The 14,771-nt window shown below is 73.2% G+C and carries 11 protein-coding genes; 9 read left to right on the top strand and 2 right to left on the bottom strand.

The genetic code is table 11. From position 1 onward, the window contains the following. Nucleotides 1-11 precede the first annotated feature (11 nt). Nucleotides 12-1,820, top strand: coding sequence for an ABC transporter ATP-binding protein (locus ACFYV1_RS09915; RefSeq protein ID WP_389394924.1), 1,809 nt, complete (start codon nt 12-14; stop codon nt 1,818-1,820). A gap of 51 nt (nt 1,821-1,871) precedes the next feature. Then, complete coding sequence (locus ACFYV1_RS09910; RefSeq protein ID WP_389394923.1) at nt 1,872-2,942, top strand: S1C family serine protease; 1,071 nt, start codon at nt 1,872-1,874, stop codon at nt 2,940-2,942. 449 nt (nt 2,943-3,391) lie between these two features. Here the strand turns inward: ACFYV1_RS09910 and ACFYV1_RS09905 are convergent, their stop codons facing one another. Continuing rightward, a complete protein-coding gene (locus ACFYV1_RS09905; protein ID WP_389394922.1) occupies nt 3,392-3,595 on the bottom strand; it encodes a hypothetical protein in 204 nt (67 codons plus the stop codon). Between the two features lie 96 nt (nt 3,596-3,691). Between ACFYV1_RS09905 and ACFYV1_RS09900 the strand changes: the two genes are divergently transcribed. Continuing rightward, nucleotides 3,692-4,891: a bifunctional adenosylcobinamide kinase/adenosylcobinamide-phosphate guanylyltransferase gene (locus tag ACFYV1_RS09900; RefSeq protein ID WP_389394921.1), complete on the top strand. Its 1,200-nt coding sequence runs from the start codon at nt 3,692-3,694 to the stop codon at nt 4,889-4,891. 74 nt (nt 4,892-4,965) lie between these two features. Further along, on the top strand, nt 4,966-6,150 hold the full coding sequence (gene cobT, locus ACFYV1_RS09895; protein WP_389394920.1) for a nicotinate-nucleotide--dimethylbenzimidazole phosphoribosyltransferase: 1,185 nt from the start codon (nt 4,966-4,968) through the stop codon (nt 6,148-6,150). A 19-nt stretch (nt 6,151-6,169) separates the two neighbouring features. Here the strand turns inward: cobT and ACFYV1_RS09890 are convergent, their stop codons facing one another. Further along, complete coding sequence (locus ACFYV1_RS09890; RefSeq protein ID WP_389394919.1) at nt 6,170-6,925, bottom strand: hypothetical protein; 756 nt, start codon at nt 6,923-6,925, stop codon at nt 6,170-6,172. A gap of 68 nt (nt 6,926-6,993) precedes the next feature. On the opposite strand from ACFYV1_RS09890, the gene ACFYV1_RS09885 reads away from it, so the two are divergent. The 5 genes from ACFYV1_RS09885 to ACFYV1_RS09865 all read left to right on the top strand — a co-directional run bounded on the left by ACFYV1_RS09885 (nt 6,994) and on the right by ACFYV1_RS09865 (nt 14,100). Then, complete coding sequence (locus ACFYV1_RS09885; protein WP_389394918.1) at nt 6,994-7,788, top strand: adenosylcobinamide-GDP ribazoletransferase; 795 nt, start codon at nt 6,994-6,996, stop codon at nt 7,786-7,788. 428 nt (nt 7,789-8,216) lie between these two features. Beyond that, nucleotides 8,217-9,728 (top strand): leucyl aminopeptidase, encoded by a 1,512-nt coding sequence (locus tag ACFYV1_RS09880; RefSeq protein WP_389394917.1) that lies wholly within the window; start codon nt 8,217-8,219, stop codon nt 9,726-9,728. Between the two features lie 376 nt (nt 9,729-10,104). After that, nucleotides 10,105-11,493: a dihydrolipoyl dehydrogenase gene (lpdA, locus tag ACFYV1_RS09875; RefSeq protein ID WP_389394916.1), complete on the top strand. Its 1,389-nt coding sequence runs from the start codon at nt 10,105-10,107 to the stop codon at nt 11,491-11,493. A gap of 55 nt (nt 11,494-11,548) precedes the next feature. Beyond that, nucleotides 11,549-13,357, top strand: a complete 1,809-nt coding sequence (gene sucB / locus ACFYV1_RS09870) for a 2-oxoglutarate dehydrogenase, E2 component, dihydrolipoamide succinyltransferase (RefSeq protein ID WP_389394915.1) — start codon at nt 11,549-11,551, stop codon at nt 13,355-13,357. A 116-nt stretch (nt 13,358-13,473) separates the two neighbouring features. Continuing rightward, nucleotides 13,474-14,100, top strand: a complete 627-nt coding sequence (locus ACFYV1_RS09865) for a GntR family transcriptional regulator (RefSeq protein ID WP_389394914.1) — start codon at nt 13,474-13,476, stop codon at nt 14,098-14,100. Nucleotides 14,101-14,771 lie beyond the last annotated feature (671 nt).

Here is a 14,771-nt window from a genome sequence, read left to right as displayed (position 1 = left end):
TCCTTGGGGGCATGACCACAGCAGAGATCGCCGGGGCGGACGCCCCACGGCTGTCCACCGGGGAGACGTGGCGGGCGCTGTACCGGCACTTCCGGCCGCACCGCCGGTTCGTGGCACTGGGAGCCGCGTTCGCGCTCGTCGGCGCGGCGAGCGCGTTGGCCCAGCCGCTGGCGACCAAGGCGCTGGTCGACCGGCTCGGCGACGACGGGTCGATCACCGGGATCCTGATGCTGCTGACGGCGCTGGTGGTGCTGGGTACGGCCATCGAGTCGGCCGGGGCGTACATCCTGGCCCGCACCGCGGAGTCGGTGGTCCTGGCCGCCAGACGCACCCTGATCGGGCGGCTGCTCCGGCTGCGGCTGCCGGAGATGGAACGCACCCAGCCCGGCGACCTGATGTCGCGGGTCACCTCCGACACCACCCTGCTGCGCTCCGTCACCACCCAGTCCGTCGTGTCCGCGGCCACGGGCGGGCTGTCCTTCCTGGCCACCATCGCGCTGATGGGCGTGATGGACCCGGTCCTGCTCGGTGTGACGCTGGGCGTGATCGTGCTGATCGGCGGGGCGGTCGCGCTGGTGATGCCCCGGATCGCCCAGGCCACGAAGCGCTCCCAGGAGGCGGTCGCCGAGATCTCGACCGTGCTGGAGCGGGCGTTCGGGGCGTTCCGTACGGTCAAGGCGTCGGGTGCGGAGGACCGCGAGACCGCGGTCGTGGACGACGCCGCGGAGCGGGCGTGGCGGCACGGTCTGCGGTCCGCGAAGTGGGAGGCCGTCGCCTGGTCGTCCGTGGGGCTGGCGGTGCAGGTGTCGTTCCTGGCCGTGCTGGGCATCGGCGGGGCCCGGGTCGCCTCCGGCACGATCCCGGTCTCCACGCTGGTGGCGTTCCTGCTGTTCCTCTTCTATCTGATCGAGCCGATCTCCCGGCTGATGGAGGCGGCGACGCAGTATCAGATCGGCGCGGCGGCGATCGCGCGGATCCAGGAGGCGGAGCGGCTGGAGACGGAGCCGCTGACAGCGCCGGACTCCGGGGCCGGTTCGGCGGCCTTCGCGCCCGGCGGGCCGGCGGCCGTCACCTTCGAGGACGTCACCTTCCGCTACCGGGACGAGCTCCCCCATGTCCACCACGGTGTCTCGTTCACGGTGCCGGGCGCCGGGATGACCGCCTTCGTCGGGCCGTCCGGTGCGGGCAAGACGACGGTTTTCGGCCTGATCGAGCGGTTCTACGAGGCGACCGGCGGCCGGGTCCTGGTCGACGGCAAGGACGTACGCGACTGGCCTCTGGCCGATCTGCGCGCCTCCATCGGCTACGTCGAGCAGGACGCCCCGGTGCTCGCCGGCACCCTGCGCGAGAACCTCGTCTTCGGCGCGCCGGACGCCGACGACGAGCAGATCGGGCAGGTGCTCGTGAGGGCCAGGCTGGACGCCCTGGTCGAGCGGCTTCCCGACGGGCTGGAAACCCTGGTCGGACACCGCGGTTCGAAGCTGTCCGGCGGGGAGCGCCAGCGGGTGGCCATCGCCCGTGCGCTGCTGCGCAGACCGCGTCTGCTGCTGCTCGACGAGGCGACCTCGCAGCTCGACGCGGTCAACGAGATGGCGCTGCGGGACGTGGTCGCGGAGGTGTCGCGCGAGGTGACGGTCCTCGTGGTGGCGCACCGGCTGTCGACCGTGACGCTGGCGGACCGGATCGTGGTGATGGACGGCGGGAGGGTACGGGCGGTGGGCACGCACCAGGAACTGGTGGCGGCGGATCCCCTGTACGGGGAACTCGCGGCGACCCAGTTCCTGGCGTCCGCTCCCGGCGCGGCGGCGGAGGCCCCCTGATCGGCGGCGTACCGCAGGCACCGACATGGCGACAAAAGGGATACTCCGGGCATGTACGCATCCTCCCGCCACCGGTTGCCGCTGCCCGCGACGGCCGTGCTCTGCGCGATCGCCCTGGCGAGCGGCTGCACGCCGGTCGCCGGGCCCGGAACGCAGTCCTCGTCGCGGCCCGCTGCGCGCGCCGCCGCCCCCGCCGCCGCCAGTGAACTCGAGGACGACTACCGCGAGGTCATCGCGAACGTACTGCCCTCCGTCGTGCAGATCGAGGCGGGCGAGAGCCTGGGCTCCGGCATCGTCTACGACGACAAGGGGCACATCGTCACCAACGCGCACGTGGTGGGTGACGGACGGCGCTTCCGGGTCACCGTCGCCACGGGCGAGCAGCCGCTGACCGCCACGCTGGTGTCCACCTTCCCGGAGCAGGACCTCGCGGTCATCAGGCTCGACCCGGTCCCGCCCGGCCTCCGGGCGGCGCGCTTCGGTGACTCCTCCGAGGTCGCGGTCGGCCAGATCGTCCTCGCCATGGGCTCGCCGCTCGGCCTCTCGAGCAGCGTCACCCAGGGCATCGTCTCCGCCGTCGGCCGCACCGTCAGCGAGAGCAACGACCGCGGCGGGACCGGGGCGACGCTGGGGAACATGGTGCAGACCTCGGCGGCGATCAACCCCGGCAACAGCGGCGGAGCGCTGGTGAACCTGAGCAGCGAGGTCATCGGCATCCCGACGCTGGCCGCGTCCGATCCCGGCCTCGAGGGCAGCGCGGCACCCGGCATCGGTTTCGCGATCCCCGTCTCGATGGTGCGGACGGTGGCCGACCAGATCATCAAGTACGGGGAGGTACGGGACTCCGGCCGGGCCGCCCTCGGCATCACGGCCCGCACCGTCCTCGACGACGACTACCGGCCGTCCGGCGTGGCGGTGGTCTCCGTGGCCAGAGGCGGGGCCGCCGAGAAGGCGGGCCTGCGGGCGGGGGACATCATCACGAGGATCGGCGACACGGAGATCACGACGATCACGTCGCTGGCGGAGGCTCTGGCGTCCCGGAGCCCGGGCGAGAAGGTCCGGGTGACGGTGGAACGGGCGGGTGCGGAGCGGACGGTGCAGGTAACGCTCGGCGAGATCTGACGGGCCCTCGGGCGGGCGGCGGACCCGGGGGCAGGCTCTCGGGCGTGGCCCCGTCCGATGCGGAACGGGGGTCGCACTCACGGGCGTAGCCCGGTCCGATGCGGAACGGGCCCCGGCGGGCTGGTGCGCGTCGCGCGCCGGACGCCGGTGGAAGCACATGCGCCTCGCGCCGTCCAGGCGTTCGGGACACGCTCCTGGGCGTGGCCGCATCCGATTCGCCCACCCGACCGAGGCACGGTCACCGGGCAGGGACCGATCGATGCGCCGACCCGACCGGCGCGGGTCAGGGACCGCCGTCCTCACCGGGCTTCGCGCGAGCTGCGACGCTTCACGTCACGGAACACGCCCCCACCGCCGGTGGCATCCGGCCGTCCGCACTGACGGGAACGGGGGGCCGGGGCGCGCGCCCGGCGCCCCGGCCACGGAGAACACCCCGTCAGGGGCGACCGTCAGGACTCGTGGAGGCTCATCGGGCCGTAGATCTTCGTGTCGTCCTCCGAGAGGACGACCTGGTCCGCGCCGCCTTCCTGAAGCTGCTTCCAGTACTCACCGATCCACGACTCCGCGTCACCCTGCGTCGTGAACTCCTCCGGCTCCACCGCCGGCCGGACCTCCGTACCGTCGGACTTCTCGAACCGCCACGTCCACGCCATGTGCGCCTCCCACGTCCCTAGGGCAAGCTGATCAGTTTGCTGTCCGCAGCGTAGCCGGGCGCGCACCGCCCGCGGGGAGACGGCAGGATCAGAGGCGTGGAACTGACTCTGCTCGGCACCGGCGCCCCCGCCGGCCTCCCCCGGCCCGACTGCCCCTGCGCCGTGTGCGCCACCGCTCGAGGGCCCGAGGCACGGGCCGCGACCGCGTTGCTCGTGGACGGGGCGCTGCTCCTCGACCTGACACCGGGCGCCGCGTTCGCCGCGGCACGCGCCGGGCATTCGCTCGCGGGTGTGCGGCAGGTGCTGCTGACGCACCCCCATGACGGGCCCGCGGTGGATCTGCCGGCCGGACTGCCGACGGCGGGGAGGGTGCCGGACGGGCGGGAGTTGACGCTGATCAGCGGGCACCGCGTACGGGCCGTGTCGGTGGACCACCTCGGCACGGGCTACGAGGTGACGTCCCCTGAGGGCGAGCGGCTGCTCTACCTGCCGCCGGGCGCGGCGCCCGCCGGTCTCGCGGAGGGGCTGGCCGCGTACGAGATGGTCGTGGCCGACGTCGTGGGCCGCCCGGACGCGATCGCCCGGCTGCGGGCGTCGGGGGCGATCGGGGCGACGACGGACGTGATCGCCGTGCACCTCGACCACGATGTCGCCGGTGGCCGTGAACTGAGCCGGCGTCTGGCGGCGGCGGGCGCCCGGGCCGTGTCGGACGGGACGACGCTGATCGTCGGCGAGTACCACGCGGTGCCGGACGTGCCCCGGCGGACGCTGGTCACGGGCGGGGCGCGGTCCGGGAAGTCCCTGGAGGCCGAGCGGCGGCTGGACGCGTTCCCCGACGTGCTCTACGTGGCGACGGGCGGTGGCCGGGGCGACGACCCGGAGTGGGCGGCCAGGGTCGCGGCGCACCGCGAGCGCCGGCCCGGGTCGTGGCGTACGGCGGAGACGTGCGATCTGGTGCCGGTCCTGGCGGAGGACGGTCCGCCGGTCCTGATCGACTGCCTGTCGCTGTGGCTCACGGACGCGATGGACAAGGCGGGCGCCTGGGACGACGAGCGGTGGGCGGCCGAGGGCGAGCGGGCACTGCGCGAACGGGTCGGTGAACTCGTCGCGGCGGTGCGGGAGACGGCGCGTACGGTCGTGGCCGTGACGAACGAGGTGGGCTCCGGGGTCGTACCGGCCACCGCGTCCGGACGGCGGTTCCGCGACGAGCTCGGCCGGTTGAACGCCGCCTTCGCCGACGAGTGCGAACACGTGCTGCTGGTGGTCGCGGGCCAGGCCCTCGTACTGCGCGGCTGAGCCTGCGGACGGTCGCGGACCGTACCGGCACCGGGGGCGGACCGGCCGGCACCCGTGCCGGTACTGTTCGGCGAATGAGCAGGCTGAATCTCGACGACTTCTCCGATCTGATCGAGCGCCCGGACAGCGGAACGCGGCGTGACGCCGAGGAACGCCGGGAGCGGCTGACCGTGCCGCCCGGTGCGCTGGGCCGTCTCGACGAGCTGGCCGAGTGGCTGGCCGCCGCGCAGGGGTCCGTCCCGGTCAGGTTGATCGGGCAACCGCGCGTGGTGCTGTTCGCGGGTGACCACGGGGTCGCCGAACTGGGCGTCTCCGCCCGGGAGTCGGGCAGTACCCACCGGCTGGTGCGGGACGTGCTCGAGGGCGCGAGTCCGGTGGCCGTGCTGGCCAGGCTCGCGGGCGTACCGGTGCGGGTCGTCGACGCCGGCCTGGACTGCGATCCGGAGCTGCTGCCGAAGGACGTGACGCGGCACCGGGTGAGGCGCGGCAGCGGCCGTATCGACATCGAGGACGCGCTCACCGTCGAGGAGGCGGAGCAGGCGGTACGTCTCGGCATGGCGATCGCCGACGAGGAGGCCGACGCGGGGACCGACCTCGTGGTGCTCGGCGATCTGAGCGTCGGTGGTACGACCGTGGCGGCGACGCTGATCGCGGCGCTGTGCGGCACGGACGCCTCCGTGGTGACCGGGCGCGGCGGCGCGGGCATCGACGATCTGGCCTGGATGCGCAAGTGCGCGGCGGTCCGGGACGCCCTGCGGCGGGCCCGGCCGGTGCTGGGTGACCAGTTGGAGCTGCTGGCGGCGGTGGGCGGTGCGGATCTGGCGGCGACGACCGGGTTCCTGCTGCAGAGCGCGGTGCGCCGGATGCCGGTGATCCTGGACGGGGTGGTCTCGGCGGCCTGCGCCCTCGTGGGGCAGCGGGCGGCGTTCCGGGCACCGGACTGGTGGATCGCGGGGCAGGTCAGCGGTGAGCCGGCGCAGACGAAGGCGCTCGACCGCATGGCCCTCACGCCGGTGCTCGATCACGGTGTGACGGTGGGCGAGGGAACGGGCGCGCTGCTCGCGCTGCCGATCGTCCGGGCGGCGTCGGCGCTGGCGGCACAACTCCCGGAGCGGCCCGATCCGGCGGCGGCGCCCGAGCCCACCGGGGCGGACGAGCCGGTGGCCGGGTCGGACACGACGGTGACCGGGTCGGACACGACGGCCGAGACCCGGACGGCGACGGCGTCCGACGCGGCGGCGGGGTCCGACGCGGGGTGACGCGGGCTCCGCGCCGGGCTCACGGTTCGCGGGGCGGCGGCCGGTCCGGCGCGCCGCCGATCAGGTCCTGGAACGCGCGGCGCGGCCGGCCCCAGCGCCGGTCGTGCCGGATCCCGCGCAGCGCGGACCTGGCGCGGGCCCGGGGTCTGTCGCGGTAGAAGCGCCTGGCCCAGGGTGAGCCGGGACGGGCGAGGCGAAGTGCGCCGAAGAGTGCCACCGGCGGGACGAAGGTACCGATGAGCGCCATCCGCAGCTTGCCCTTCAACAGGGCGACGAGCACGAAGAGGAAGTTGGCGACCAGCGTGAGGACCAGCGTGGTGCGGTCCTGACGTTCGTCGGGGGTCAGTTCGTCGACGCCGAGCGGCGTGGAGCCGCCGAGGACCAGCAGCGCGAGGGCCGCGGCGATGACGACGGCCTCGACGCTCTGGCGGCCCTGCTCGGTCCAGTAGACGTCGGCGAGATGGAGGATCAGCGCGAACTCGTCCAGCACGAGGCCCGCGCCGATGCCGAAGACGACGGCGCAGACCGCGAGGGTGGCGCCGTTCCGGCTGCCGGCGACCGCGCCGAATCCGCCGATGACGGTGAGGATCACGCCGGGGACCACATGATGGATATGGAGTCCGCCGGGTGAGACGTTCCGGAAGGGACCCTTCCCCGCCCGGATCATCCGGGTGATGACGCGGGTGGCCAGGAACGTGGCCACGAAGGCGGCAAGGGCGAGGAGCATCGGGAGCTTTCCCGGCTCGACGATGTTGCGGTACCACCAGTGACCCATGCCACCCGCTCCCGATTCGCGCGTTATGCGCAATTTACCGTCCGGAGCTCCCCGCTACCCTTCGCGCGATGACTCCTCCGACTGCTGCTCCGGGCTTCGCGCACGGCATACGTTTCGCCTTCGGCACCCTGACCGTGCTCCCCGTCCGCGTCACCCGGTGGGACCGCGACGCCGCACGCGCCGGCATGCTCTGCGCGCCGCTCGCCGGGCTGGTCGTGGGACTGTTCGCCGCGGCGGTGGGCGGGGCCCTGACGCTGCTGGGCGCCGGTCCGCTGCTCGCCGCGGCGGCCACCGCGGCGGTGCCCGCGACCCTCACGCGGGGGCTGCACCTGGACGGGCTGGCCGACACCGCCGACGGGCTCGGCAGCGGCAAGCCCGCGGAGGACGCGCTGCGGATCATGAAGCAGGCCGACATCGGGCCGTTCGGTGTGATCACCCTGCTGTTCGTGCTGCTCGGCCAGGTGGCGGCGCTCGCGGAGCTGTACGCGCAGAGCTGGGCGCTCGGTGCGGCGGCCGCGGCGGTCTCCGCCGTCACCGCCCGTCTGGCGCTCACCCTCGCCTGCCGCCCCTCCGTACCGGCGGCCCGTCCCGAGGGTCTGGGAGCGGCGGTCGCGGGAGCCGTCCCGGCAGGCGCGGGGATCGTCACCGCCCTCGTCGTGACGGCCGGCACGGCGGGCGCGGGCGCGCTCTTCGGCCCGTACGACGCGGCGCGGCACGGGCTCGCGGTGGTGGCGGGTCTGCTGGCGGCCCAGTTCGTGCTGCGGCACTGCGTACGGCGCTTCGGCGGCGTGACGGGCGACGTGTTCGGTGCCCTGGCCGAGACGGCGGCGACGGTGACGCTGGTGGCGCTGGTGCTGGGCTGACGTCCCGGTCCGTGACCGGCGGGCGGGGCGGCAGGGGCCCGGACCGGCGTGATCGCCCGCTCTCGTCCGCTCTCGTCACCGTGGGTCACGGACGCCGCGGCGGTGCCGTGCGAACGGCCCCACGACGCCGCGGTGTTCGCCCACAGCGTTCGGCACCGGACACCCGGGGCCTCGATTCCGTCAAGGGCGACCCGTACCGGTCACCTGGCCCGCGGAGGGCGGACGGAGCCGCGGCGTCAAGCCTGTGGCCAGCGGCTACGCCGTCGCCGGCGGACGCCGACGCGGTGTTCCCCCGGCGCTTCACGGGCCCGGGACGCCGCTGCCGCCGTGAGCGTCGCACACCGCCGCGCGTAGGCTCTCCTCCCGTGCGAGGTGTCGATCCGCCTCGCCGGACCCTCGGAACTCAACGGAAGCGAGATTTCACCACCGTGACTGCTCTCACTCTCAGCACTGCAGGCGCTGCGACGCTGCGCGCCGACGCCCTCGTCGTCGGTGTGGCGAAGGGCGCCAAGGGCCCGGTCGTCGCGCCGGGCGCCGAGGCCGTGGACAAGGCGTTCGACGGCAAGCTCGCCTCCGTCCTGGAGACCCTCGGCGCCGGCGGTGCCGAGGGCGAGATCACCAAGCTGCCCGCGCCCTCCGGTCTCAAGGCCCCGGTCGTGCTCGCGGTCGGTCTGGGTGCGGCGCCCGACGACGACGAGGCCTACGGCACCGAGGCTCTGCGCCGTGCGGCCGGTGCCGCCGCGCGTGCGCTCGCCGGTGCGAAGAAGGCCGCCTTCGCGCTGCCCATAGAGTCCGTCGAGGACGCGGAGGCCATCGCGGAGGGCGCGCTGCTCGGCGCGTACGCCTTCACCGCGTACCAGGAGAACGGGAAGGACGCGAAGAAGCCGCTGGCCGAGGTCGCCCTGCTGGGCACCAAGCCCCGCGACAAGGCGTTCAAGGCCGGTGCGGAGCGCGCCGTCGCCGTCGCCGAGGAGATCAACCGCGCGCGCGACCTGATCAACACCCCGCCGAACGACCTCACCCCCGAGGCCTTCGCCGCCGTGGCCACCGCCGCCGGCAAGGAGCACGGCATCAAGGTGCAGGTGCTGGACGAGAAGGCGCTCCTCAAGGGCGGCTTCGGCGGCATCCTCGGCGTCGGTCAGGGTTCGCAGAACCCGCCGCGCCTGGTGAAGCTGTCCTACACCCACTCCAAGGGCGCCAAGACGCTCGCGCTGGTCGGCAAGGGCATCACCTACGACTCGGGCGGCATCTCCCTGAAGCCGGCCGGCCACAACGAGACGATGAAGTGCGACATGAGCGGCGCGGCCGCGGTGTTCGCCGCGGTCGTCGCGGCCGCGCGCCTCGGCCTTGCCGTCAACGTCACCGGCTGGCTGGCGCTCGCCGAGAACATGCCGTCCGGCAGCGCCACCCGCCCGGGTGACGTGCTGCGCATGTACAGCGGCAAGACGGTCGAGGTGCTCAACACCGACGCCGAGGGCCGTCTGGTGCTCGCCGACGCGCTGACGAAGGCGTCGGAGGAGAACCCCGACGCGATCGTCGACGTCGCCACCCTGACCGGTGCGATGGTGCTGGCGCTGGGCAACCGTACGTTCGGCATCATGGCGAACGACGACGCGTTCCGTACCTCGATCCACGAGATCGCGGAGGAGGTCGGCGAGGCGTCCTGGCCGATGCCGCTCCCCTCTGACCTGCGCAAGGGCATGGACTCGCCGACCGCCGACATCGCGAACATGGGTGAGCGGATGGGCGGTGGCCTGGTGGCCGGCCTGTTCCTGAAGGAGTTCGTGGGCGAGGGCATCACCTGGGCGCACCTGGACATCGCGGGCCCGGCGTTCCACGAGGGCGCGCCGTTCGGCTACACGCCCAAGGGCGGCACCGGTTCCGCCGTCCGCACGCTGGTGAGGCTGGCGGAGCGCACGGCCGACGGCGACCTGGGCTGACGGGGCGGGTCCGCCGCGCGGACCCGCCCCCGGCCCTTCCCGAACCGGGTCCGCCCGGACCCGGTTCGGGGGCTTCACCCCCGACCCCCGCGGCACCGGTCCCCGGCGCCCGGCGGCGTGAGCACACCCCGCCGGGAACAAGGCCCGCACCGAGCGCGTTGCCTACCACCGGGTAACACCGAAACGCGGTCAAGGTCACCATCTCAAGGCACGGCCCCGCGTCCCGCCTTCCGTCAACAAATGCGAAGATGGGTTCCCGGCAGGACAGGGCCCCCACCACAGGGCCGAAGAAACCAGCGGCCGAACACCAGCCGACCGGCCGGTCATCTCCCAGACGGGGGCCCGGCGAACGGCGCACATGCATGGAGGACGTGACGTGGCGAACGACGCCAGCACCGTTTTCGACCTAGTGATCCTCGGCGGTGGTAGCGGCGGTTACGCTGCGGCGCTGCGCGGAGCTCAGCTGGGCCTGGACGTCGCACTGATCGAGAAGAACAAGCTGGGCGGCACCTGCCTGCACAACGGTTGCATTCCCACGAAGGCTCTGCTGCACGCCGGCGAGATCGCGGACCAGGCTCGCGAGGCCGACCAGTTCGGTGTCAAGACCTCGTTCGAGGGCATCGACATCGCGGGTGTCCACAAGTACAAGGACGAGGTCGTCTCCGGCCTCTACAAGGGTCTGCAGGGTCTGGTCGCCTCCCGCAAGGTGACCTACATCGAGGGTGAGGGCCGTCTGTCCTCCCCGACCTCCGTCGACGTCAACGGTCGGCGCGTGCAGGGCCGTCACGTCCTGCTGGCGACCGGCTCCGTGCCGAAGTCCCTGCCGGGTCTGGACATCGACGGCAACCGCATCATCTCCTCGGACCACGCCCTGACGCTGGACCGCGTCCCGCAGTCCGCGATCATCCTGGGCGGCGGCGTCATCGGCGTCGAGTTCGCGTCCGCGTGGAAGTCCTTCGGCACCGACGTCACCGTCGTCGAGGGTCTCAAGCACCTGGTCCCGGTCGAGGACGAGAACAGCTCCAAGCTGCTCGAGCGTGCGTTCCGCAAGCGCGGCATCAAGTTCAACCTGGGCACCTTCTTCGAGAAGGCCGAGTACACCCAGGACGGCGTGCGCGTCACCCTCGCCGACGGCAAGACCTTCGAGGCCGAGGTCCTCCTGGTCGCCATCGGCCGCGGCCCGGTCTCCCAGGGCCTCGGCTACGAGGAGCAGGGCGTCGCGATGGACCGCGGCTACGTCCTGGTCGACGAGTACATGCAGACCAACGTGCCCACCGTCTCCGCCGTCGGTGACCTGGTCCCGACCCTCCAGCTCGCGCACGTCGGCTTCGCCGAGGGCATCCTGGTGGCGGAGCGGCTGGCCGGTCTGAAGACCGTCCCGATCGACTACGACGGTGTCCCCAAGGTGACGTACTGCCACCCCGAGGTCGCCTCCGTCGGTATCACCGAGGCCAAGGCCAAGGAGATCTACGGTGCGGACAAGGTCGTCGCCCTGAAGTACAACCTCGCGGGCAACGGCAAGAGCAAGATCCTCAAGACCGCGGGCGAGATCAAGCTCGTCCAGGTCAAGGATGGCGCCGTGGTCGGCGTCCACATGGTCGGTGACCGTATGGGCGAGCAGGTCGGCGAAGCTCAGCTGATCTACAACTGGGAAGCTCTGCCGGCCGAGGTCGCGCAGCTCATCCACGCGCACCCGACGCAGAACGAGGCTCTCGGCGAGGCGCACCTGGCGCTGGCCGGCAAGCCTCTGCACTCCCACGACTAGTCAGTCACGGGCGCGACAGACCACTTCCGCACATCGTTAAGGAGCAACTGAAACCATGGCGGTTTCCGTAACCCTTCCGGCGCTCGGCGAGAGCGTCACCGAGGGCACTGTCACCCGCTGGCTGAAGGCCGAGGGAGAGCGCGTCGAGGCCGACGAGCCGCTGCTCGAGGTGTCGACCGACAAGGTCGACACCGAGATCCCCGCCCCTGCCTCCGGCGTGCTGGCGTCCATCAAGGTCGCAGAGGACGAGACCGTTGAGGTCGGCGCCGAGCTGGCCGTCATCGACGACGGCTCCGGCGCACCTGCCGCGGCTGAGGCCCCGGCCGCCGCCGCGGCCCCCGCCGAGGCGCCCGCCGCCCCGGCTCCGGCCCAGGAGGCGCCGCAGGCCGCGCCGTCCACCGAGGCCGCTGCCCCGGCCCCCGCCCCGACCGCGGAGGCCGCCTCCGGCGGTGGCTCCGCCGAGGGCACCGACGTCGTCCTTCCCGCGCTCGGCGAGAGCGTCACCGAGGGCACCGTCACCCGCTGGCTCAAGGAGGTCGGCGAGGAGGTCACGGAGGACGAGCCGCTGCTCGAGGTCTCCACCGACAAGGTCGACACCGAGATCCCGGCCCCCGCCTCCGGCGTGCTGCTGGAGATCGTGGTCGCCGAGGACGAGACGGCGGAGGTCGGCGCCAAGCTGGCCGTCATCGGTGCGAAGGGTGCGGCTCCGGCCGCCGCCCCCGCTCCGGCCGCGCCCGCCCCCGCCCCCGCCCCGGCTCCGGCTCCCGCCCCGGCCGCTGCTCCGGCCCCCGCGCCGGCGGCACCGGCTCCCGCGCCCGCCGCCCCGGCCCCGGCTCCGGCTCCCGCCCCGGCGGCTCCGGCGCCTGCCCCCGCCCCGACCCCGGCTCCCGCCGCGGTGGCTCCCGCCGCCCCGGCAGCGCCCGCCGCGGTCGAGTCGAGCGACGCGTACGTGACCCCGCTGGTCCGCAAGCTCGCCGCCGAGAACGGCGTCGACCTCGGTTCGGTCAAGGGCACCGGCGTCGGCGGCCGTATCCGCAAGCAGGACGTCATCGCCGCCGCGGAGGCCGCCAAGGCCGCCGCTCCGGCGCCGGCTGCGGCTCCGGCCCCCGCCGCGAAGGCCCCGGCCCTCGAGACGTCCCCGCTGCGCGGTCAGACGGTCAAGATGACCCGCATGCGCAAGGTCATCGGCGACAACATGATGAAGGCGCTGCACGACCAGGCGCAGCTGACCTCGGTCGTCGAGGTCGACATCACCAAGCTGATGAAGCTGCGCGCCCGTGCGAAGGACTCGTTCGCGGCCCGTGAGGGCGTCAAGCTCTCCCCGATGCCGTTCTTCGTCAAGGCGGCCGCCCAGGCGCTGAAGGCCCACCCGGTCGTCAACGCCCGGATCAACGGCGACGAGGGCACCATCACGTACTTCGACTCGGAGAACATCGGCATCGCCGTGGACTCCGAGAAGGGTCTGATGACGCCGGTCATCAAGGGCGCGGGCGACCTCAACCTCGCCGGCATCGCCAAGAAGACCGCCGAGCTCGCCGGCGCCGTGCGCGCCAGCAAGATCACGCCGGACGACCTCGCCGGTGCGACCTTCACCATCAGCAACACCGGCTCGCGCGGTGCGCTGTTCGACACGATCATCGTGCCGCCGAACCAGGTCGCCATCCTGGGCATCGGTGCCACGGTCCGCCGCCCGGTGGTCGTCAACCACCCGGACCTCGGCGAGACGATCGCGATCCGCGACATGACGTACGTCGCGCTCTCCTACGACCACCGTCTGGTGGACGGCGCCGACGCCGCCCGCTACCTGACGACGGTCAAGGCGATCCTCGAGGCCGGTGAGTTCGAGGTCGAGCTCGGCCTCTGAGCTGCTCGGCTGTAACCAGCCTCACCTGCTGCGCCCCCGCTCGGGAGTACATCCCGGCGGGGGCGCAGCCGTATTGTCTAAGGGCCACAGGTCGACGCGGCTTTAAGGAGCGCTCCATGACCATCCCCGTCGTCCACTCGCTGCGCGATCAGATCCGCGAGCACATCGTGGAGGGGATCGTCAGCGGCCGCTGGAAGCCCGGGGAACGCATCGTCGAGCGCCGGATCGCCACCGAACTCGAGGTCTCCCAGACCCCGGTGCGCGAGGCGCTGCGCGAGCTCGAGTCGCTGCGGCTGATCGAGTCGGCCCCCAACAAGGGGGTGCGGGTACGGAATCTCACCGCCGCGGACCTGGAGGAGAGCTACCCGGTCCGGGCGGGCCTCGAGCAGATCGCGGCGGAACTCGCGGCGAGCCGCCTGGCGGACGACTGCTCGGCGCTGGAACCACATGTGACGGCGCTCTACGAAGCGGACGCGTCCAGGGACTCCGCGGGCCAGGTCCGCCACACCGTGGCCTTCCACCGCGAGCTGGTCCGTGCGGCAGGCAACGGCGTACTGCTGCACACCTGGGAGGGCCTGGGCATCGAGGTCTTCACGGCGCTGTCGATCCGCTGGCTGGGGACGGTGCAGAAGTCGTATGCGGAGGAGCACCAGGACCTGGTGGAGGCCTTCCGCCGACGCGACCCGGAGATCGGCGCCCTGGTGAAGGCGCACGTCCTGGGCTGCGCCCCGCGCAGCGCTTGAGCGCGGCTGCCGGGCGTGGCCCGGTTGTTCGCGTCTCGGGCTTGGCCCGGTCCATGTCGTGTGGTGTCCGGGTGCCGCTCCGGGGGCATGTCCGGGACTGCTTTCCCGAACCTGCCTCCCCCTAGGCTCACGACGCCTTACGTCCCGAACACGCCCCCTGCGCGTCCCCCTCCCCCGGCCCGCACCCCTCGCCCCCGCCGGAGCGCCGGTGCAGGCGCCTGCCCCATACCCCCCGGCAGCGGATCTGCCCCTGCGGGCGGGCCGGCCCCCGGTGACGGGACCGTCAGCCTATTGCGCCCGGGCGGCCCCCTGAGCCCCCGCCCGTGGCTCGGTGAGGGCGCGCGCCCCGTATCCCCAGCGACGAAATCGCTACCTCGCTCGGGACGGGAGCCGAAGAGCCGGAAAGGGACCACTCCCCGATACCCCGCACGGGCCTTGGGAACGACCAGGACTGGCACGGGCCCACCGGCGGGAGGGGGGCGGGGGCGGAGGAGGGGGGTGAGCGGACGTAGAGCGTCGTAAGCCTAGGCAAACGCAGGCTCGGGAAAGCAGTCCGCGATCCCCCCTCCGCAGCCACCGACCCCCGCACCCACCCACAACCCGGAACAACCGCGCCCCCGCGAGGAACGCACCGCGTCCGTAAACAGCCGGTTTGACCCGGCACCGCGTGC

Origin of the sequence: Streptomyces sp. NPDC003023 (assembly GCF_042888225.1) — a bacterium.
In the GTDB taxonomy this organism is placed as follows: Bacteria; Actinomycetota; Actinomycetes; order Streptomycetales; family Streptomycetaceae; genus Streptomyces.
The sequence above is the reverse complement of the archived record's forward strand: the minus strand, read 5'-3'. Positions and strand labels throughout refer to the sequence as shown.

Excerpts from the sequence above, each read along its gene's own strand:
- ACFYV1_RS09915 (WP_389394924.1), top strand. The coding sequence starts at position 12 with ATGACCACAGCAGAGATCGCCGGGGCGGACGCCCCACGGCTGTCCACC.
- ACFYV1_RS09910 (WP_389394923.1), top strand. The coding sequence starts at position 1,872 with ATGTACGCATCCTCCCGCCACCGGTTGCCGCTGCCCGCGACGGCCGTG.
- ACFYV1_RS09905 (WP_389394922.1), bottom strand. The coding sequence starts at position 3,595 with ATGGCGTGGACGTGGCGGTTCGAGAAGTCCGACGGTACGGAGGTCCGG.
- cobT (WP_389394920.1), top strand. The coding sequence starts at position 4,966 with ATGAGCAGGCTGAATCTCGACGACTTCTCCGATCTGATCGAGCGCCCG.
- ACFYV1_RS09890 (WP_389394919.1), bottom strand. The coding sequence starts at position 6,925 with ATGGGTCACTGGTGGTACCGCAACATCGTCGAGCCGGGAAAGCTCCCG.
- ACFYV1_RS09885 (WP_389394918.1), top strand. The coding sequence starts at position 6,994 with ATGACTCCTCCGACTGCTGCTCCGGGCTTCGCGCACGGCATACGTTTC.
- sucB (WP_389394915.1), top strand. The coding sequence starts at position 11,549 with ATGGCGGTTTCCGTAACCCTTCCGGCGCTCGGCGAGAGCGTCACCGAG.
- ACFYV1_RS09865 (WP_389394914.1), top strand. The coding sequence starts at position 13,474 with ATGACCATCCCCGTCGTCCACTCGCTGCGCGATCAGATCCGCGAGCAC.